Source organism: Enterobacter sp. AC1 (assembly GCF_050434705.1).
GTDB lineage: Bacteria > Pseudomonadota > Gammaproteobacteria > Enterobacterales > Enterobacteriaceae > Enterobacter > Enterobacter cloacae_L.
In genome coordinates this window covers 781917-799304 of the sequence record NZ_JBNDIZ010000001.1, presented here as the reverse complement: position 1 = coordinate 799304, position 17388 = coordinate 781917, and the positions used below count along the sequence as shown (strand labels likewise).

18 protein-coding genes and 1 pseudogene are annotated in these 17388 nt (G+C 54.9%); 5 read left to right on the top strand and 14 right to left on the bottom strand.

Translation table 11 applies throughout. The features are described from left to right. Positions 1-7: 7 nt before the first annotated feature. The 5 genes from osmV to M2433_RS03745 all read right to left on the bottom strand — a co-directional run bounded on the left by osmV (position 8) and on the right by M2433_RS03745 (position 4663). A complete protein-coding gene (gene osmV / locus M2433_RS03765; protein WP_429052934.1) occupies positions 8-1156 on the bottom strand; it encodes an osmoprotectant ABC transporter ATP-binding protein OsmV in 1149 nt (382 codons plus the stop codon). Further along, positions 1156-1803 (bottom strand): osmoprotectant ABC transporter permease OsmW, encoded by a 648-nt coding sequence (gene osmW / locus M2433_RS03760; RefSeq protein WP_014169860.1) that lies wholly within the window; start codon positions 1801-1803, stop codon positions 1156-1158. Before osmW ends, osmV begins: the two co-directional genes overlap by 1 nt. Before the next feature lie 8 nt (positions 1804-1811). Beyond that, entirely contained in the window at positions 1812-2711 is a 900-nt protein-coding gene (osmX, locus tag M2433_RS03755) for an osmoprotectant ABC transporter substrate-binding protein OsmX (RefSeq protein WP_429052933.1), read from the bottom strand. 18 nt (positions 2712-2729) lie between these two features. Further along, the gene (gene osmY / locus M2433_RS03750) at positions 2730-3440 is read right to left on the bottom strand and encodes an osmoprotectant ABC transporter permease OsmY (protein WP_429052932.1); all 711 of its coding nucleotides are present in this window, start codon (positions 3438-3440) and stop codon (positions 2730-2732) included. Positions 3441-3715: 275 nt separating this feature from the next. Continuing rightward, positions 3716-4663, bottom strand: a complete 948-nt coding sequence (locus M2433_RS03745) for an NAD-dependent epimerase/dehydratase family protein (protein WP_429052931.1) — start codon at positions 4661-4663, stop codon at positions 3716-3718. A 92-nt stretch (positions 4664-4755) separates the two neighbouring features. Between M2433_RS03745 and M2433_RS03740 the strand changes: the two genes are divergently transcribed. Continuing rightward, positions 4756-5205, top strand: coding sequence for a MerR family transcriptional regulator (locus M2433_RS03740; protein WP_047748309.1), 450 nt, complete (start codon positions 4756-4758; stop codon positions 5203-5205). On the opposite strand, the gene M2433_RS03735 is transcribed toward M2433_RS03740, so the two are convergent. The 3 genes from M2433_RS03735 to M2433_RS03725 form a co-directional block, all read right to left on the bottom strand. Then, positions 5155-5892, bottom strand: a complete 738-nt coding sequence (locus tag M2433_RS03735) for a YoaK family protein (RefSeq protein WP_429052930.1) — start codon at positions 5890-5892, stop codon at positions 5155-5157. The genes M2433_RS03740 and M2433_RS03735 overlap by 51 nt on opposite strands. 152 nt (positions 5893-6044) lie before the next feature. After that, positions 6045-6668: a glutathione S-transferase family protein gene (locus tag M2433_RS03730; RefSeq protein ID WP_429052929.1), complete on the bottom strand. Its 624-nt coding sequence runs from the start codon at positions 6666-6668 to the stop codon at positions 6045-6047. Between the two features lie 144 nt (positions 6669-6812). Further along, a complete protein-coding gene (locus tag M2433_RS03725; protein ID WP_429052927.1) occupies positions 6813-7259 on the bottom strand; it encodes a VOC family protein in 447 nt (148 codons plus the stop codon). Positions 7260-7376: 117 nt separating this feature from the next. Here M2433_RS03725 and M2433_RS03720 point away from each other — a divergent pair, with 117 nt between their 5' ends. Then, the gene (locus tag M2433_RS03720) at positions 7377-7937 is read left to right on the top strand and encodes a TetR/AcrR family transcriptional regulator (RefSeq protein WP_429052926.1); all 561 of its coding nucleotides are present in this window, start codon (positions 7377-7379) and stop codon (positions 7935-7937) included. Between the two features lie 53 nt (positions 7938-7990). On the opposite strand, the gene asd is transcribed toward M2433_RS03720, so the two are convergent. After that, a complete protein-coding gene (gene asd, locus M2433_RS03715; protein WP_429052925.1) occupies positions 7991-9109 on the bottom strand; it encodes an aspartate-semialdehyde dehydrogenase in 1119 nt (372 codons plus the stop codon). A gap of 383 nt (positions 9110-9492) precedes the next feature. Between asd and M2433_RS03710 the strand changes: the two are divergent. Then, positions 9493-9729 (top strand): annotated as a pseudogene (locus M2433_RS03710) (hypothetical protein); the annotation flags it as partial. Positions 9730-9773: 44 nt separating this feature from the next. Here the strand turns inward: M2433_RS03710 and M2433_RS03705 are convergent. From M2433_RS03705 to M2433_RS03685, 5 genes are all read right to left on the bottom strand, one after another. Beyond that, positions 9774-10184: a YybH family protein gene (locus M2433_RS03705; RefSeq protein WP_429052924.1), complete on the bottom strand. Its 411-nt coding sequence runs from the start codon at positions 10182-10184 to the stop codon at positions 9774-9776. Positions 10185-10358: 174 nt separating this feature from the next. Continuing rightward, positions 10359-10745 carry a VOC family protein gene (locus M2433_RS03700; RefSeq protein WP_429052923.1) on the bottom strand — a complete coding sequence of 129 codons (387 nt, stop codon included), beginning with the start codon at positions 10743-10745 and terminating at the stop codon, positions 10359-10361. A 174-nt stretch (positions 10746-10919) separates the two neighbouring features. Continuing rightward, a complete protein-coding gene (locus tag M2433_RS03695; protein WP_429052922.1) occupies positions 10920-11744 on the bottom strand; it encodes an aminoglycoside phosphotransferase family protein in 825 nt (274 codons plus the stop codon). Between the two features lie 208 nt (positions 11745-11952). Next, positions 11953-12270, bottom strand: coding sequence for a YebG family protein (locus M2433_RS03690; RefSeq protein WP_429052921.1), 318 nt, complete (start codon positions 12268-12270; stop codon positions 11953-11955). 70 nt (positions 12271-12340) lie between these two features. Continuing rightward, positions 12341-12694 carry a helix-turn-helix domain-containing protein gene (locus M2433_RS03685; protein ID WP_047348693.1) on the bottom strand — a complete coding sequence of 118 codons (354 nt, stop codon included), beginning with the start codon at positions 12692-12694 and terminating at the stop codon, positions 12341-12343. A 336-nt stretch (positions 12695-13030) separates the two neighbouring features. Between M2433_RS03685 and M2433_RS03680 the strand changes: the two genes are divergently transcribed. Together M2433_RS03680 and oqxB are read left to right on the top strand one after the other, a co-directional pair. Beyond that, a complete protein-coding gene (locus tag M2433_RS03680) occupies positions 13031-14206 on the top strand; it encodes an efflux RND transporter periplasmic adaptor subunit (RefSeq protein ID WP_429052920.1) in 1176 nt (391 codons plus the stop codon). Between the two features lie 24 nt (positions 14207-14230). Continuing rightward, positions 14231-17386, top strand: coding sequence for a multidrug efflux RND transporter permease subunit OqxB (gene oqxB / locus M2433_RS03675; protein ID WP_429052919.1), 3156 nt, complete (start codon positions 14231-14233; stop codon positions 17384-17386). Positions 17387-17388: the final 2 nt, after the last annotated feature.

The window sequence follows — 17388 nt, the reverse complement described above, 5'->3', positions numbered from 1 at the left end:
GTAAAGATTAACTGTCGCTGTGAATATTGAGCGCCCGGCGCGTACGCCCGGAACTCAGGTACTCGGCGATATAGTCCTGCGAAATCTCGCCGTTGTAGCGCCCGTCCTCATCCACGATCGGCATCCAGCTGGTATTGCTCTCATACAGACGTGAAAGCACCACGCGCAGGTTGTCTTCCGCTTTGCCGGTCATGCGGAACGGATGCAGGATGTCGGCGCAAATACCGCTGGCGTTGCGCGCTTCGCGGCGCTTCACAAAGCCCAGCGGTTTGCCGTGCTCATCGACCACGGTAATCGCGCGAATGTCATTATCATCCATGGTTGAAAAGGCTTCGGGAAGAGGGGTAGAACCCCGCACCGTGATGGTCGGCTGCTGGTCGGTCACGTCGCCCGCGGAGACCAGCAGCAGGCGCTTCAGCGTTCGGTCCTGACCGACAAATGAGCCGACAAACTCATTCGCCGGTTTCGCCAGCAGTTCATCCGGGCTGGCGCACTGCACGATTTTCCCCTGACGGAATACCGCAATACGGTCGCCGAGCTTCAGGGCTTCGTCGATATCGTGGCTGACCAGCATGACGGTTTTTTTCAACTTGCGCTGCATCTCCAGGAACTGGTTCTGGATCACCTCGCGGTTGATCGGGTCCACCGCGCCGAAGGGTTCATCCATCAGCAGCACCGGCGGATCCGCCGCCAGGGCGCGGATGACGCCGATACGCTGCTGCTGCCCGCCGGACATCTCGCGCGGGTAGCGGTTGAGGAACTTGTGAGGATCCATCGCTACCATATCCATCAGCTCTTCGGCGCGAGTTTTACAGCGCGCTTTATCCCAGCCCAGCATGCGCGGTACGACGGTGATGTTCTCTTCAATGGTCATGTTCGGAAACAGGCCAATCTGCTGGATCACGTAGCCAATGTTGCGGCGCAGGGTCACGGTGTCCATGCCGCTGGTGTCTTCGCCGTTGATCAGGATTGTCCCGCTGCTCGGGGTAATGAGGCGGTTAATCATCTTGAGGGTGGTGGTTTTCCCGCAGCCGGAAGGGCCAAGCAGGACGCACATTTCCCCTTCGGGCACGTTCAGGTTGACGTTATCGACGGCCTTAAAGGTCTGGCCGTGCTTCTGTGAAAATTGTTTGGTGAGGTTTTCCAGTTTTATCATTATCGAATCCCCTTCGGAGTCAGTACCACCTGCAGACGGTGCAGCAGCCAGTCGAGCACAATCGCTAAAAGACAAATCATCAGCGCGCCCGCAATCAACATGCGAATATCGCTTCCGCCGATGCCGTTGAGCAGCAGCAGCCCCAGGCCGCCCGCGCCGATCACCGCGGCAATCGCCATCACGCCGATGTTCATTACCACGGCGGTGCGGATGCCGCCGAAAATCACCGGCAGCGCCATCGGGATTTCAACCCAGCGCAGACGCTGCCAGAAGGTCATGCCGATGCCGCGCCCGGCTTCACGCAGGCCCGGCGGCAGGCTGTCGAGCGCGGTGTGGGTGTTGCGCACAATCGGCAGCAGCGAGTAGAGAAACACCGCCGTAATCGCGGGCAGGGCGCCAATACCCTGACCGATCAGCGAAAACAGCGGGATCATCAGGCCAAACAGAGCAATGGACGGAATGGTCAGCACGATGGTGGCTATTCCCAGCACCGGCGTCGCCAGCCACTTGTGGCGGACAATCAAAATGCCCAGCGGGACGCCGATGAGAATGGCTAAGCCCACGGCCAGCGCCACCAGCCACAGATGCTGCAGCGTCAGGGTCAGCAGGTAGTCCCAGTTATCGAGGATGTAGTGAATCGTCTCCATAGCGCCTCCTACAGCAGCTGTTTGCTACGCAGGAAATCTCGGGCGACCTGCTGCGGTGACTGATGGTCGATATCCACCTTCTTGTTCAGTTCGGTGATAACGTCGTTGTTGAGCTCGGCCGAGAGGGTGTTGAGCGCCTCTTCCAGACCCGGGTTAGCCTCCAGCGTGTCCTTACGCACCACCGGGGTGACGGCGTAGCTCGGGAAGAAGCCTTTGTCATCCTCCAGCACCTTCAGGTCGAAGCCCTTCACGCGACCGTCGGTGGTGTAAATCAGACCGGCGTCGACGAAACCGTCGCGCACCGCGTTGTAGACCAGACCGGGGTCCATCTGGCGGATCTGCGGGCGATCCAGCGTCAGGTTATAGGCCGCCTGCAGCGGCTTCATGCCGTCGCTGCGCCCGGCAAACTCCAGGTCTAAGCCCAGCAGCCAGTTTTTGTCCGGGTTGGTTTTACGAACCTGCTCAATCTTCGCCACCATCTCTGACATGGTGTTGATATGTTCCGCCTCGGCGCGCTTGCGCTGCATGGCGAAGGCATAGGTGTTGTTCATGTCGGCGGGCTTTAGCCAGACCAGACCGTGCTTCGCGTCCAGACGTTTCACCGTCTCGTAAGACTCCTGGGGCGACATGCGCTTGTTGATATGGTTGAAGATGATTAATGACGTGCCGGTGTATTCCCACGTCATATCAATCTGTTTGTTGATCATCGCGTTACGGGAAATCACCGTGGCGATATTGGTTTGCGGCTGCACCTGAAAGCCTTTCTTTTGCAGGTACTGCACGGTCATCGCCGAGAGAATGTGCTGCTCGGTAAAGCTCTTGGTTGCCAGAATCAGCGGGGCCGCCATCGCCTGGCTGGTGAACAGCGCCGCGGCACACAGCGCCGTCAGGCCGGAAAACAGTCTCATAAAAGCTCCTTGTTATTGTTATCGAGCGAGATGGGGACTCATCACGCGACCCAGCGCCGCCAGCAGGGTGTCGAGGATCAGGGCGAACAGGGCGGTGGCCGCCGCGCCGAGGATCAGGGTCGGGAAATCGTTCAGGTAGATGCCGGGGAAAATCAGCTCGCCGTAGCTGCTGGCGCCAATCAGGAACGCCAGCGGCGCGGTACCGACGTTAATGGCGGTGGCGATGCGGATCCCCGAGAGCATGACCGGCCAGGCATTCGGCAGCTCGACCTGGCGCAGACGCTGCCATTTGGTCATCCCAATCCCGTTTGCCGCTTCCAGCAGCGACGCCGGAACAGAGCACAGCCCGGCGTAGGTATTACGCACGATCGGCAGCAGCGAGGCGAGGAACAGGGCGATGATGGCGGGCGTATCGCCGATGCCAATCACCACCATCGCCAGCGCCAGCACGGCCAGCGGCGGCAGCGTGTTGCCGACGTTGAAGATTTGCATCACGTATTCGGCGATACCCCGCGCGGCCGGGCGGCTCAGCAGGATACCGGCAGGAATACCGACCAGCAGGGCAAAGAACATCGACGAGAAAACCAGAATCATGTGCTGTTGCCCGAGATAAACCAGGTCAACCTGGCGCGCCTTAATCGTCTCCAGCCCGACGCCCCAAACCAGGAGGGCGAGGACCGCGATAATGGCGCCGACAAACAGCAGCGAACGTTTGAGTAATGGGTGCATTGCGGTGTGTCTCCCTGTGCGCATGCGTTATAGCAACTGCCGGTTGCCTGTTGTTATGCCATGTTTCGGCAGGGGTAGATGACCTATAGCAAGCGTTTGGGAAGGGTTCCAGCGAAGGGGTGAAATCAGTAACCCTATGAAAATAGTGACAACATAAGGTCAGGCCTTATGGCGTAAGGCCTGATATGGGGCGGGCAGAATAGTCCTAAAGAGAAGATTTAAATGTGACGCTGTCACAATTTTGGTGTCTCCCATGCGCTCGTGCGGCATGGGAACTATGCGGTTTTAGCGTCTCTTGCTCTCCATTCCTGCCTGATTTCCTCCAGCCCTTGCCGGTAGGAGGTGACGGCAAAATCAGGGAAGCGGCGCTTAAATTTCGTTGAATCAAACAGGTTGTCAACGTCGTACCTGGGCAACAGCTCCCGCATTTCACGGGCCCCCTGTGAAAACAGCGCCGTCGCGGCGAATGCCAGCCTGCCGAGTACGGCGTAACCCGCCTTTTGGCCGAAGATGTCACAGGCGAGGGTCACAAATTGTTGATACGTTAGCCTTTCGTCCCAGCACGGCAAATGCCACGTCTGCCCGTAGGCCTCAGGCGTATTGCCCAGCAGGGCGAGCGCGCGGCTGGCATCCGGCGTCCAGATGAGCGTACGAAGCGTATCGTCACGGACCGGAACGCGCGGGCGTTTGTGCTGCTTCAGCCTGTCGATAATGAGCGTATTCGTGAAGCTCTGCGTTTTGTCAGGCCCGTAAAACTCAGGTGCCCGACCGATGATGACGGGAATGTCGCCCCGTTGCATTTCGTCAAGCACCCGGTTGGCCATTGCTGCACGGACTTTTCCTTTTCGTCCCCGGGGCGCGAAGCGCGTCTCTTCGGTCTGCGGCACGTCGCTCTGAGGGTACATGTAGGTATTATCAAAATAGACGAATCTTGCGCCAGCCTTTCGCGTGGCCTCCAGCGCATTGTCCAGCATGGTGGGGAACTGACGCTCCCACAGGGCGGAGTCAGGCGGCAGACCGGCGGTAAAGTAGACCGTGTCGCTGCCGCTAACCGCCTTCTGCGTCTGCTGCGCATCCAGGAGATCGGCCGCCACCGTGATATCGCTGGCGTTGACTTTCTGCGGATGGCGGCTGACCAGCCTGATATCGTCGGTGTATTGGCGTTTAAGCTCGCGGGTCAGTTCACGGGCAATTTGCCCGCTGGCGCCCAGAATAGTTTGCATGGTAGCTCCCTGATGAGATGACGATCCGGTTGACCGTATCAAAAGTTTAAGCTTAAAGTTAACGTTAAGGTCAATATGTCAGAGCTGACGAAATGAAAATTGGCGAGCTGTCGAAAATGACGGGAATTACCCCGTCGCGCATTCGGTTTTATGAGGCGGAAGGTTTACTGCCGCGACCGGTCAGGCAGGGGAACGGATACCGTTCGTATTCCACCGATGCGGCAGCGCTGCTGAACATCATCGACAATGCGCAGCGTGCCGGATTCACCCTCGAGCAAATACGCCGCTTCCTGCCGCAGCCGCAACAGCGCTGGGATCATGAGGGACTGGTCCAGTCCCTTAAGACGCGCATTGCTGAAATAGAGGCGATGCAGAAGCAGCTCGAGGAAAACCGAAAAGAGCTGCTGACGCTGGTCGCAAGCATCACCAGCAGGCCGGATGGGATCTCCTGTGACGACAACATGCAGCGCCTGCTGGGGCAGTTGCAGCGCTCAGACGGCAGCACGGACTCGTCGCACCCGCGTAGAGACGGTGATAATTGAGACGGTGGCAACCACCGTGAGCATCAGCCCGAGCGCCAGCATGGCGTTAAACCCGACCCACCTGAACAGCAGCAGCCCTGCGATACCGCCGGTAATAAACGAGAACAGGGTGGTTAAGTGGGTTTTAAGCTGGCTTTTTTGCGCCGCCGTATCTTTGGAGTAATCCCTGCGCAGCATCGCCACCATAACGGAGGCCAGGGATATTCCCGCGTCCGTCAGCGTGCCGGTAATATGCGTCGATCTCACCCGTCCGCCGGAAAGCTGCGTGGAGGTGGAATTATGAATACCCATCAGGCCGCAGAGAAACAGAATAATCTCGCGGTTGCTGGTGAGGGCATGAAAGTACATTTCGTAAAAAGAGACGCCGCTCAGTAATAACCCCTCAACAAAAAGGATCTGGCAAAAAACCAGCCTGACGTTATGGATAATGCCCCATATCACGATCGTGCGCGCAATGATTGCGCCTGCCACAAAAGAGAGAATAATCGAGCCGAAAAAAATAATATCGCTCAGGTCGGTGGAAGAGACTTCGCTGGATAACTGTGAGGTGTTGCCGGTCATGTGCGAGGGAAAAAAGCCGAAAGCCCCGAGAGCGATGGCGTTCAGCAACCCTGCCGAGGTCGCCAGCCAGAGAGCAAGCCGGCGATCCTCCTTGTGCGTTCGTTCTTTCTTGAGTCTTATCAGCAAGAATACCTCCGGGTTGGGCTTTGCCTGAATATTCAGGCTAGCAAAGCGGCGTAACGGGCTGTCCAGGATATGGCTTAATTATTATTCCCTCTGACGACTTCACGGGTTTAGTAATTAAATAAAATATCCTTGCTCAAGGTTGGGGGAATACGTTAAATCATGCCGTTATTGCCGTGGCGCAAAAATGCCGGGCGCTGGTTGAGGCGTTCAAACCAGGCCTCAATCGCGGGCACGTCAGGCTTATCAAATGGCGTCTTCTTCCAGCGATTCACCGACAGCCCAAGTACCACATCCGCAAGGGTAAACGTCTCGCCCGCCGCAAAGGCTCCGGTGCGCTGGAGCTGGTTCTCCAGAATGCTGACGCAGTGGTTCCACTCTTTTATACCCGCCGCAATGCGCTCGGGATCGTTAAAGTCCGGGTTTTTACGCCCCAGCGCCGGGAAAACATAGCGCCAGGCGGTGTTAAATTCTGATACCTGCCAGTCCATCCAGCGCTCAACGCTGGCGCAGGCCTGCGGTTCTGCGGGCAGCAGATCGTGACGTTCAGCCTTGCGCGCCAGATAGCGGCAGATGGAATTAGACTCCCATAGCACGAAATCACCATCAATCAGTACCGGCACCATGGCGTTGGGGTTCAGGGCGCGGAAGGCCTCCGTTTCCGTCGAGGCAAAACCGCTGCCGTAATCTTCCTGCCGGTAAGCGATGCCCGCTTCTTCGCAGGTCCAGAGCACTTTACGAACGTTGATGGAGGTGGTTATACCGAGGATGCTGATCATTGCGCAGGTCTCCTTTACTGGATGTCATTGTTTAAAAACAATACACCAGATGCACCGATGAGGTTGGGGCAAAATTGGGTGGGGTGCACCTGAAGGGGGTAGAGCGAAGCACTTTCGGAGAGCGCTTCGCAGTCTAAAATCGATTTAAACAGGCTGTTGGCTACAGTGGCTGGTGTAGAAACTTATACCGTTTCCATCCGGATCCTGCAGTGAAAAATAATGATGTCCAAACAGCGTTTCCTGCGCAATTTCCTGAGGGGAATATCCCTTTGCGATGAGGCCAGTTCGATACGTTTCAAGTTCCGATCTGGAATGGTCGGCGATCATGAGATCAATTTTTTCTGCCGAAAAATCCGGTCGCTGACCAACGCGGCTGCTATGCAGTCTCTGCGTTTCAGGTGCATCTTTTTCGGTCAACAACAGATGGGTGCCGCCGCGTAACTCAATAATCGCCATGCCCGGAAATTTGTCGAGCGCACGCAGGCCCAGCCCCTGGTAAAATGCATAGCTGGCATCGACGTTTTTAACTTTCATCACAAAATGTGCGAGTGCCGCAGAGGGTAATAATTCATTCATTTTCTTGCCTTTCATAGGTTTATCCGGGAATGAATGCATTGCAATCTTGTCGGGCAAGATGTGCAATGCTAATGTGACTATTCAGTCGAAAATATTATCCGACTACTCAGTCGGATAAGGCAAGGGAAAATTGTGACGCGTAAAAAAGAAATCGATAGGGAGCAGGTTTTAGATGCTGCTGAAAGCATTATCCTTGACTCTGGAGGGCGCATATTCACGCTGGATGCCGTCGCAGAACGTGCCGGCATCAGTAAAGGCGGCCTTGTGTACACCTTTTCATCAAAGGATGGCCTGATATACGCCGTGCTTGAGCGCGAAGTGACGCGTTTCCAGCAGGCAGTCAGCCAGCGTCTTACAGATACCACAGCAGGGCCACGAGAAATGATTCTTGCGCACATCGATGAAGCGCTGGAGGAGGAGGATGCTGTAACACAGAAGGCGGCGTTTCTTATCACGGCTCTCGTGCATGCACCAGGTATGCTGGAACCCGTTCGCAACCTGTATTGCACATTCCTCGAACCGCTTCGCGAGGCTGGAGAGGAGATGACTGATGTCAGACACGCGTTTTACGCTGTAGAAGGCATATTCCTGCTACGCGGACTGGGGCTCGCTGATATCCCGGCAAGCGAAATAAAATCGGTATTGCGTCACGCGCGTGAAATGATTTTGGCGTCGCTGGTGCGAACCTGCTGAGGCAAGACAATAAAAGCACCTGCTGAGTAGATGCTTTTATCCAGAACCATGACTTAGATTTTGCCCAGCAGAATATTCAACATGCGGCGCAAGGGTTCCGCCGCTCCCCACAACAGCTGATCGCCAACCGTCAGAACCGAATATATTGGATCGTTGTTGAGCGACATTTTCTTGTAACGGCCAATACCCACCTGAAGCGAACCGCTGATATAAGCCGGGGTGAGTTTACTTACGCTTTCAACCTTGTTATTGGGAACATAGTTAACCCATGGGTGAGAATGCGTCACTAACGCTGCAAATTCTTCTTCGCTAACGTCACGCCTGAGCTTCAGGGTGATTGCGGCGCTATGGCACCGTATCACGCCAACTCGAATACATATTCCATTGACCGGGATCGTACCAGGAGCCAGACCAAGAATTTTGTTTGTTTCGGCTTCACCTTTCCACTCTTCACGGCTATTACCATCCCCCAAATCGCTATCAATCCACGGTATAATGCTGCCCATTAAAGGCGCGCCGAAATTCTGTATCGGCATGTCAGCACTGTTAATTAACGCACTGACTTTATTGACTAAAGGCAGCACTGAACCTGATGATGCCAGTTCATCCGTGGATAAATGCTTACTGATCCAGGCACTTTGAAGAATTAACTCCCTGACATATTGCGCCCCCGCACCAGATGCAGACTGATAGGTCATTACGCTCATCCATTCGATCAGGTCAGACTGAATCAGTCCAGCAAGCCCCATTAGACTCAGCGTGATGGAACAGTTGCCACCGACAAAAAGTTTAATTCCCTCTTTAACGGCACGATCAATAGTGGGGCGATTGACGGGGTCAAGAATAATGCAGGATTTTTCATCCATCCGTAGCGCTGAGGCCGCGTCAATCCAGTAGCCTTGCCAGCCATAATTAATCAAATCAGGATAGATTGCTTTAGTATAATCACCGCCCTGACAGGTAATGATGATATCCATGTCGGCCAGAGCACGAATGGAATTAGCATCTTTGAGTGTGTAGCTGACGCCACCAATGACAGGACCGGAGGCCCCTGCATTTGAAGTACTGTAAAAATGCGCTGAGATATCGTCGAAGTCATTCTCTTCGACCATTCTCTGTAACAACACAGAACCGACCATTCCTCGCCAACCAACAATACCAACCTGCTTCATTTGTTTAGCCTTATCAACGTTACAAGAATGTTAATTTTCGCAGCAGGTTATATCGCATCCCAACAGGAAGGTCACTAAGGAGTGTAGCTAATTCCTTCATTATTAAAATGTTTCATAAGACATCAGCGATATTTATACCTGATGAAGCATCAGTTTAAAAACCATTGCAGGCATGACTGTCATTGAAGAATGAAAGAGCAATTATTAAGACGCAAATCTTAGGTAAAGGGGGCCCGGACTTGGCTACCGGGCCTGGGGAATGATTCAAGATTGGTGATGATTGTTCAGACAATCAGGCCGCTTTCATGGCCCTGATTTTTTTCGTGTCAGCCGCATCGGATTCTGTTTTGTCCGCTGCCGCCGGGGCAGTGACATCGGGAAATGTCGATCTACCGCCGGACCTGATCGCGCAGTTGATCATGGGGGAGAAAATGAACTCCTGCGTGCCGGACTGCTGGCAGGACACCCTGACTCAGGTGCATTATGCACTGGCGCTGACGCAAGCGGTGATGGGGGGAACGCTACCCGCTCACGTAGCGAAAGAGCTGACGGGCTTGCTGCACGATATGGTGTGGCTGCTGGCTGAGTTTGTGAAGGAGTCGCGCATTACTGCGCATTAAGTACGCTGGCGTGGAGGGGCGGTAGCGCCCCTTTGAAATCGTGATTAACGTGATGCGTTCCCCGTATCCAGAAGCGACGTTCCGTAGGAGTTGTCGATGGTACAAAGCCAGCGACCGTCGTTTTCCTGTCGAAAAACATAGGTTGCGCGGCGGGACATTTCCGTTATCCCACCCTGACCATCAGGAAAACGCAGAACGGTTTCCATGATAACGAGGGCATTGCCGCCGCCTTCGATCACCTGCATCTCCCTTTGTTCGACAATCAGCTGGTCCTGAAAATAATCAGAGATGGCAATAAACGCGCTGCGGATGTTTTCTTTGCCTTTAACCGTCATGCCGGGTTTAACGACCAGGGCCGCGTCTTCAGCGTAGTGTTCCATCAGGGCGTCATAGTTTTTAGTGGTGATGGCGTGGTCACAGGATTCGATTATTTGGCGTAGCGGATGTGGGGTCATGCTCGTTTCCTCTTTAAAGATAAACATGTATTAACGAAATAACGTGGCGCGTTTGTAAAGCTACCAGGTTTTATGGCGGGTGGTGGCGGTAGAGGTAATGTTAGGTCCGCTGTGAGCGAGGAGCGGACGTTAAGCTTGTAGCAAGTGATGGCAACAAAGAAATATTTATTGAGGCTATGCCCATGCCTTGTTTTGCATGACCACTCTATATCCGTCGCGGTCAACAAATGTCTTTCCGTTAACATCCCAATAGGGGTTGAACGACGTTGATACTCTGAAACCAGCCTCGAGCATTCTTTTGCAGGCACGCATCCATTCATTTTCATCCGAATAATAAAGAACGAGTAAATCCTCTTTAGTGTGCAAGGGTTGAACGGGATGGTTATGGCAAAAGGTGAACTCTATATGCCATTGTAAGTCTCCCCGTCCTAACATTATTCCATTGAAACCGTCATGATCGTTGAATTCAGCAATTTTATGCAGGCCCAGTCCCTGGCTGTACATCTGAAAAGACCGTTCGAGATTTGTAACGGGTTTGGCAATACGCATATGGGTAAACATCTGAGATTCTCCAGGGGTAAATACTGCTTTAACGTTGAAATCCTGGCTGAGTCTACATGTGATTACGCTTTTCTTTTGTCCATACATGTGATTACGCTTTTCTTTTGTCCATAAGAGCCCCTGCAATTTCCTGCTAAGATTTGATAACAATTACACCCATTGTTGGTATCCCGCTCACTGATCCAGTTCAGTCATCGCCAATTCGGCAACTTTTTGTGTTGTTGAAGAAGTTTCGTTACTTGAGTGGGACCAGGCGGTTGAAAGACCACACCATGCAATTATCCATTTGAGCAGGCGTTCTCTTTCCAGGTAAGCTATTCTGGTGACGATACTAAGACGCTGTTTAAATGTTTCTGGTGCAGTCGCAACAGGATGCCCTGGATTACCAAGATCAGGATTAGTAAAGATATTAGCAAAGTCGAATCCCCGTTCACCTATTAGCCCTTTGGGGTCAATGGCCAACCAGCCAGACGTTTCAAAATCAAGCACATTTCCGTGATGCAAATCACCATGCAATACAATCACATCTCGAGGCGAAGAAAGCAATTCGTCTGAAATTTCTGCGCAACGTTTCAGGATACCGCCATATTTCAAGGCTGCTGGTTTTAGAGGACTAAACCATTCATGTAAAGGCGTAAGCTGGGGTAATGGTTTTTTTGCGAATGAATGAAGTCGGTTCGCAGTCATACACAAAATACGACAGGCAACATCATCCTTATCTCCACGGGACATTGCTGATAAAGACCCGGAACCTGTGGCTCTTGAGAGAAGGATGGCTTCATTTTCCTGTGCAATCACCTGTGCGGCACCATTCCCTTCCCACCATGCCATGAGGGTATTGCCGGCTTGTTCATCAGGATCATCCGTAACTTTTAACATGGCTTTAATGCCATGTACTGTTTTGACGGGATATAACTGTGACGTATGAGTTATAAATGGAGTGCCGTCAGGAATGAGGTTCCAGCGATTTAGCCAGGGTTTAAACTTGAACGTATCCATATAGATTACTTTTAATATCCTTATAATCAAAGCGGAAAACAGGCATGCATTCTTACCTTAGAGGCGATTTTTGCATCACAGTTCCTGATGATTTTTTCCTTCATTCCTTGTCGCACCCCATCTCCTTGACTCTTTTCATTTTCTGACTAAAAAAGCCGTAAGCAATTATCAGCTTACGGCTTTCGGATCGGTGATGATTTTCCGACAATCAGGCCGCTTTCACGGCCCTGATTTTTTTCGTTTCAGCCGCATCAGATTCTGTTTTATCGGTTGCAGCTGGGGCAGTGACATCGGGAAGCTTGCTGGTACGCAGAATATGCTGCACGGTCTCTTTCTGCTCGGCGAGATACAGGCCAAGATTTTCAGCCTGCGTTTCGTCCATCTGCATTCCGCTTTGCAACAGCCAGTCGGTGAACGCGTCTGCCATATCGAGCAGCTTGTCGTGAGCGTCAGCCTCTTTCTTACTGGCAAATGTCATTTTCTCTTCACCTTTTCTTACGACAACAAATTTTGTTTCAACAGCCATCGTGCACCTCGCTATACTGTAATTACATACAGTATAGCAGCTGCAGATCGAAGTTGCAGCAAAATATGCATTACTGGCGTAGCTGCTGCGTTTCCGGGCCACCCATGCTCCGTCGCCATGCCCCAGGCGCCTGACCATACTGACGCTTAAAGCTACGGTTGAAGGACTGCTGGGAGTCAAAGCCCAGCGCGATCGCCACGTTCAGAATCGGTTCGTCGCTGTGGGATAACCGCTCAACCGATTTTTTCAGCTTTTGCGCGCGAATGTACCCGGCGAGGGGATAGCCCGTATGTTCTTTAAACAGGCGCTGGAGGTGCCATTTGGAATAGCCGGATCGCCTGGCGACGGACTCAATGTCCAGACGGCTGTCGAGGTTATTGTCGATCCAGTCGAGTAAATCATGCATAAATGCGCCAGTGTTCATCTGGGTACCCCCACGCAGAATATCTAAAAGTAACTTTGTCTGTTGCATTTAAAGGTGGCGCGTTTTTGTATTAATTGCAAGTTTTATTGTTGCATTTAAATCCCTGACCGAAACGGGTCTTTTCACATCGGCTCAAATAGCACATAAAGTGCAACAATTATTCTTGCACTTAATTAAGCGCCTTCCTACAATCGCCGCGATAGTGTATTCGCAACTGTTACAGTTTTGTGGCGATGAACGACACAAATGGCCTTAAGCCAGCTACCGGACAAAGGAAGTGGCGCGGCGTCTCCCGCAGCGTCTTGCCCGGCGGCTACCAATACCGGAATAAAAATAATGAGCCTGCAAAAAACCTGGGGTAACGTTTATCCGAGCGCGCTGGGGGTGATGTTCCTCTCCGTGCTGCTCGTCGGGTGTGATAACAGCGTCGCGCAAAACGCCGCGCCACCCGCGCCCGCCGTCAGCGCCGCTGACGTGGTCGTGAAATCCATTAGCCAGTGGGATAGTTTTAACGGCCGGATAGAAGCGGTGGAGAGCGTTCAGCTGCGCCCGCGCGTCTCCGGCTACATTGATAAGGTGAATTACACCGACGGCCAGGAAGTGAAGAAGGGCGAGGTGCTGTTCACCATTGATGACAGAACCTATCGCGCCGCGCTGGAGCAGGCGCAGGCGAACCTGGCGAGAGCCAAAACGCAGGCCAGCCTGGCGCAAAGCGAGGCTAACCGTACCGATAAGCTGATCAATACTCACCTGGTCTCTCGGGAGGAGTGGGAGCAACGACGCTCGGCCGCCGTTCAGGCGCAGGCCGACATTCGCGCCGCGCAGGCGGCGGTTGACGCGGCGCAGCTCAACCTGGACTTCACCAAAGTGACCGCGCCTATCGACGGCCGCGCCAGCCGGGCGTTGATCACCAGCGGTAACCTGGTCACCGCGGGCGACACCGCCAGCGTCCTCACCACGCTGGTCTCGCAGAAGACGGTTTACGTCTATTTTGACGTGGACGAGTCAACCTACCTTCACTATCAAAACCTGGCCCGCAGCGGGCAGGGGGCGTCCAGCAACCACATGGCGCTGCCGGTGGAGATTGGCCTGACGGGCGAGGAGGGGTATCCCCATCAGGGCAAAGTCGACTTCCTGGATAATCAGCTGACGCCGAGCACCGGCACCATCCGCATGCGCGCGCTGCTGGATAACGCGCAGCGTCAGTTCACGCCGGGACTGTTTGCCCGCGTACGCCTGCCGGGCAGCGCGGAATTCAAAGCCACGCTTGTCGACGACAAAGCGGTGCTGACCGATCAGGATCGCAAATACGTCTATATCGTGGATAAAGAGGGGAAAGCGCAGCGTCGCGACATTACGCCGGGACGTCTGGCTGACGGTTTACGCATCGTGCGGCAGGGGCTGAACCCTGGCGATAAAGTCATCATCGAGGGTTTACAAAAAGTGTTTATGCCGGGTATGCCGGTGAACGCCAAAACCGTCGCCATGACCGCCAGCACCGCCCTCAACTGATCCTTTGACCTGAGAATCCAACCCATGGACTTTTCCCGCTTTTTCATCGACAGGCCGATTTTTGCCGCCGTCCTGTCGATTCTGATTTTTATCACAGGGTTAATCGCCATCCCGCTGCTGCCGGTAAGCGAATATCCTGACGTCGTGCCGCCAAGCGTGCAGGTGCGCGCGGAGTACCCGGGCGCCAACCCGAAAGTGATTGCCGAGACCGTGGCGACGCCGCTGGAAGAAGCCATCAACGGCGTTGAAAACATGATGTACATGAAATCCGTCGCGGGCTCGGACGGCGTGCTGGTGACCACCGTGACCTTCCGTCCGGGGACTGACCCCGATCAGGCGCAGGTTCAGGTGCAAAACCGCGTTGCGCAGGCCGAGGCGCGTCTGCCGGAAGACGTGCGGCGTCTGGGTATAACCACCCAGAAACAGTCGCCGACGCTGACGCTGGTGGTGCATCTGTTTTCACCAAACGGTAAGTACGACTCCCTGTACATGCGTAACTACGCCACGCTGAAGGTGAAGGACGAGCTGGCGCGCCTGCCCGGCGTCGGCCAGATTCAAATCTTCGGCTCCGGCGAATACGCGATGCGCGTCTGGCTGGACCCCAACAAGGTGGCGTCCCGCGGGTTGACCGCTTCGGACGTGGTGACGGCGATGCAGGAGCAGAACGTACAGGTTTCTGCCGGACAGCTTGGCGCCGAGCCGCTGCCGAAAGAGAGCGATTTCCTGATCTCCATTAACGCTCAGGGCCGTCTGCACACCGAAGAAGAGTTTGGCAATATTGTGCTGAAAACGGCGCAGGACGGTTCGGTCGTTCGCCTGCGCGACGTGGCGCGTATCGAAATGGGCTCCGGCAGCTACGCGCTGCGTTCCCAGCTCAACAATAAAGACGCGGTCGGGATTGGTATCTTCCAGTCGCCGGGGGCGAACGCCATCGACCTGTCTAACGCGGTGCGCGCCAAAATGGACGAACTGTCCACGCGTTTCCCGGCGGATATGAAGTGGGCGGCACCTTACGATCCGACGGTATTTGTTCGCGACTCTATCCGTGCGGTGGTGCAAACGCTGCTGGAAGCGGTAGTGCTGGTCGTGCTGGTGGTGATTCTGTTCCTGCAAACCTGGCGCGCGTCGATTATTCCGCTGATCGCGGTGCCGGTTTCGGTGGTGGGTACCTTCAGCATTCTCTACCTGCTGGGCTTCTCGCTGAATACCCTGAGCCTCTTCGGGCTGGTGTTGGCCATCGGGATCGTGGTGGATGACGCCATCGTGGTGGTGGAAAACGTCGAGCGAAATATCGAAGAGGGGCTGGCGCCGCTCGCGGCGGCACATCAGGCGATGCGTGAGGTGTCCGGCCCGATTATCGCGATTGCGCTGGTGCTGTGTGCGGTATTTGTCCCGATGGCGTTTCTCTCGGGGGTTACCGGTCAGTTCTACAAGCAGTTTGCGGTGACAATCGCTATATCCACGGTGATCTCCGCCATCAACTCGCTGACGCTTTCGCCGGCGCTGGCGGCTCTGCTGTTAAAGCCGCACGGCGCGCCGAAAGATTTTCCGACCCGGCTTATCGACCGCCTGTTTGGCTGGCTTTTCCGTCCGTTTAACCGCTTTTTCCACCGCAGCTCGAACGGCTATCAGGGGCTGGTGGGCAAAACGCTCGGACGTCGCGGCTCGGTGTTTGTCGTTTATCTGCTGCTGCTCTGCGCGGCGGGCGTGATGTTCAAAGCGGTGCCCGGCGGGTTTATTCCGACGCAGGACAAGCTGTACCTGATTGGTGGCGTGAAGATGCCGGAAGGCTCCTCGCTGGCGCGCACCGACGCGGTGATCCGCAAAATGAGCGAAATCGGGATGAATACCGAAGGCGTGGACTATGCGGTCGCGTTTCCGGGGCTGAATGCGCTGCAGTTCACCAACACGCCGAATACCGGGACGGTCTTCTTTGGCCTGAAGCCGTTCGACCAGCGTAAACACTCTGCTGCGGAAATTAACGCGGAGATCAACGCGAAAATCGCGCAAATCCAGGAGGGCTTTGGCTTCTCCATCCTGCCGCCGCCGATTTTAGGGCTGGGCCAGGGGTCGGGCTATTCCCTGTACATCCAGGATCGCGCCGGTCTGGGCTATGGCGCGCTGCAAAACGCGGTGAACACCATGTCCGGTGCGATTATGCAGACGCCGGGGATGCATTTCCCGATCTCGACCTACCAGGCTAACGTTCCGCAGCTGGACGTGCAGGTTGACCGCGATAAGGCGAAAGCGCAGGGCGTGTCGCTGACCGATCTCTTCGGTACGCTGCAAACCTATCTGGGCTCGTCGTACGTGAATGACTTCAACCAGTTCGGGCGTACCTGGCGCGTGATGGCCCAGGCCGACGGGCAGTTCCGCGACAGCGTGGAGGATATTGCGAATCTGCGCACCCGCAATAATCAGGGCGAAATGGTGCCGATTGGCAGTATGGTGAAAATCAGCACCACCTACGGGCCGGATCCGGTGATTCGCTATAATGGCTACCCGGCGGCGGATCTGATTGGCGATGCCGACCCGCGCGTGCTCTCGTCCACGCAGGCGATGACGCAGCTGGAAGGCATGTCTAAGCAGATCCTGCCGAACGGGATGAACATTGAATGGACGGACCTGAGCTTCCAGCAGGCCACGCAGGGCAACACGGCGCTGATCGTCTTCCCGGTCGCGGTGCTGCTGGCGTTCCTGGTGCTGGCAGCGCTGTACGAAAGCTGGACGCTGCCGCTGGCGGTGATCCTCATCGTGCCGATGACGATGCTCTCCGCGCTGTTTGGCGTCTGGCTGACCGGCGGTGATAACAACGTGTTCGTGCAGGTGGGGCTGGTGGTCCTGATGGGGCTGGCCTGTAAAAACGCCATTCTTATCGTGGAGTTTGCCCGCGAGCTGGAAATTCAGGGCAAAGGGATCATGGAGGCCGCGCTGGAGGCGTGCCGCCTGCGTTTACGCCCGATTGTGATGACCTCCATCGCCTTTATTGCCGGAACCATTCCGCTGATCCTCGGCCACGGCGCGGGTGCCGAAGTGCGCGGCGTCACCGGGATCACGGTGTTCTCCGGGATGCTGGGCGTGACGCTGTTTGGTCTATTCCTGACGCCGGTGTTTTACGTGACGCTGCGTAAATTCGTGACGCGCGGGAAAAAAGAGGAAAGGGACGTTCTGCCAGCGTAAGG

What these genes read in the sequence shown, in the direction of transcription:
- M2433_RS03690 (WP_429052921.1), bottom strand. Translation starts at nt 12,270, where the DNA reads ATGGCTGTTGAAACAAAATTTGTTGTCGTAAGAAAAGGTGAAGAGAAA.
- asd (WP_429052925.1), bottom strand. Translation starts at nt 9,109, where the DNA reads ATGAAGCAGGTTGGTATTGTTGGTTGGCGAGGAATGGTCGGTTCTGTG.
- osmX (WP_429052933.1), bottom strand. Translation starts at nt 2,711, where the DNA reads ATGAGACTGTTTTCCGGCCTGACGGCGCTGTGTGCCGCGGCGCTGTTC.
- M2433_RS03705 (WP_429052924.1), bottom strand. Translation starts at nt 10,184, where the DNA reads ATGACCCCACATCCGCTACGCCAAATAATCGAATCCTGTGACCACGCC.
- osmW (WP_014169860.1), bottom strand. Translation starts at nt 1,803, where the DNA reads ATGGAGACGATTCACTACATCCTCGATAACTGGGACTACCTGCTGACC.
- M2433_RS03700 (WP_429052923.1), bottom strand. Translation starts at nt 10,745, where the DNA reads ATGTTTACCCATATGCGTATTGCCAAACCCGTTACAAATCTCGAACGG.
- M2433_RS03725 (WP_429052927.1), bottom strand. Translation starts at nt 7,259, where the DNA reads ATGAAAGGCAAGAAAATGAATGAATTATTACCCTCTGCGGCACTCGCA.
- M2433_RS03695 (WP_429052922.1), bottom strand. Translation starts at nt 11,744, where the DNA reads ATGGATACGTTCAAGTTTAAACCCTGGCTAAATCGCTGGAACCTCATT.
- M2433_RS03685 (WP_047348693.1), bottom strand. Translation starts at nt 12,694, where the DNA reads ATGAACACTGGCGCATTTATGCATGATTTACTCGACTGGATCGACAAT.
- osmV (WP_429052934.1), bottom strand. Translation starts at nt 1,156, where the DNA reads ATGATAAAACTGGAAAACCTCACCAAACAATTTTCACAGAAGCACGGC.
- M2433_RS03745 (WP_429052931.1), bottom strand. Translation starts at nt 4,663, where the DNA reads ATGCAAACTATTCTGGGCGCCAGCGGGCAAATTGCCCGTGAACTGACC.
- M2433_RS03740 (WP_047748309.1), top strand. Translation starts at nt 4,756, where the DNA reads ATGAAAATTGGCGAGCTGTCGAAAATGACGGGAATTACCCCGTCGCGC.
- M2433_RS03680 (WP_429052920.1), top strand. Translation starts at nt 13,031, where the DNA reads ATGAGCCTGCAAAAAACCTGGGGTAACGTTTATCCGAGCGCGCTGGGG.
- M2433_RS03730 (WP_429052929.1), bottom strand. Translation starts at nt 6,668, where the DNA reads ATGATCAGCATCCTCGGTATAACCACCTCCATCAACGTTCGTAAAGTG.
- oqxB (WP_429052919.1), top strand. Translation starts at nt 14,231, where the DNA reads ATGGACTTTTCCCGCTTTTTCATCGACAGGCCGATTTTTGCCGCCGTC.
- osmY (WP_429052932.1), bottom strand. Translation starts at nt 3,440, where the DNA reads ATGCACCCATTACTCAAACGTTCGCTGCTGTTTGTCGGCGCCATTATC.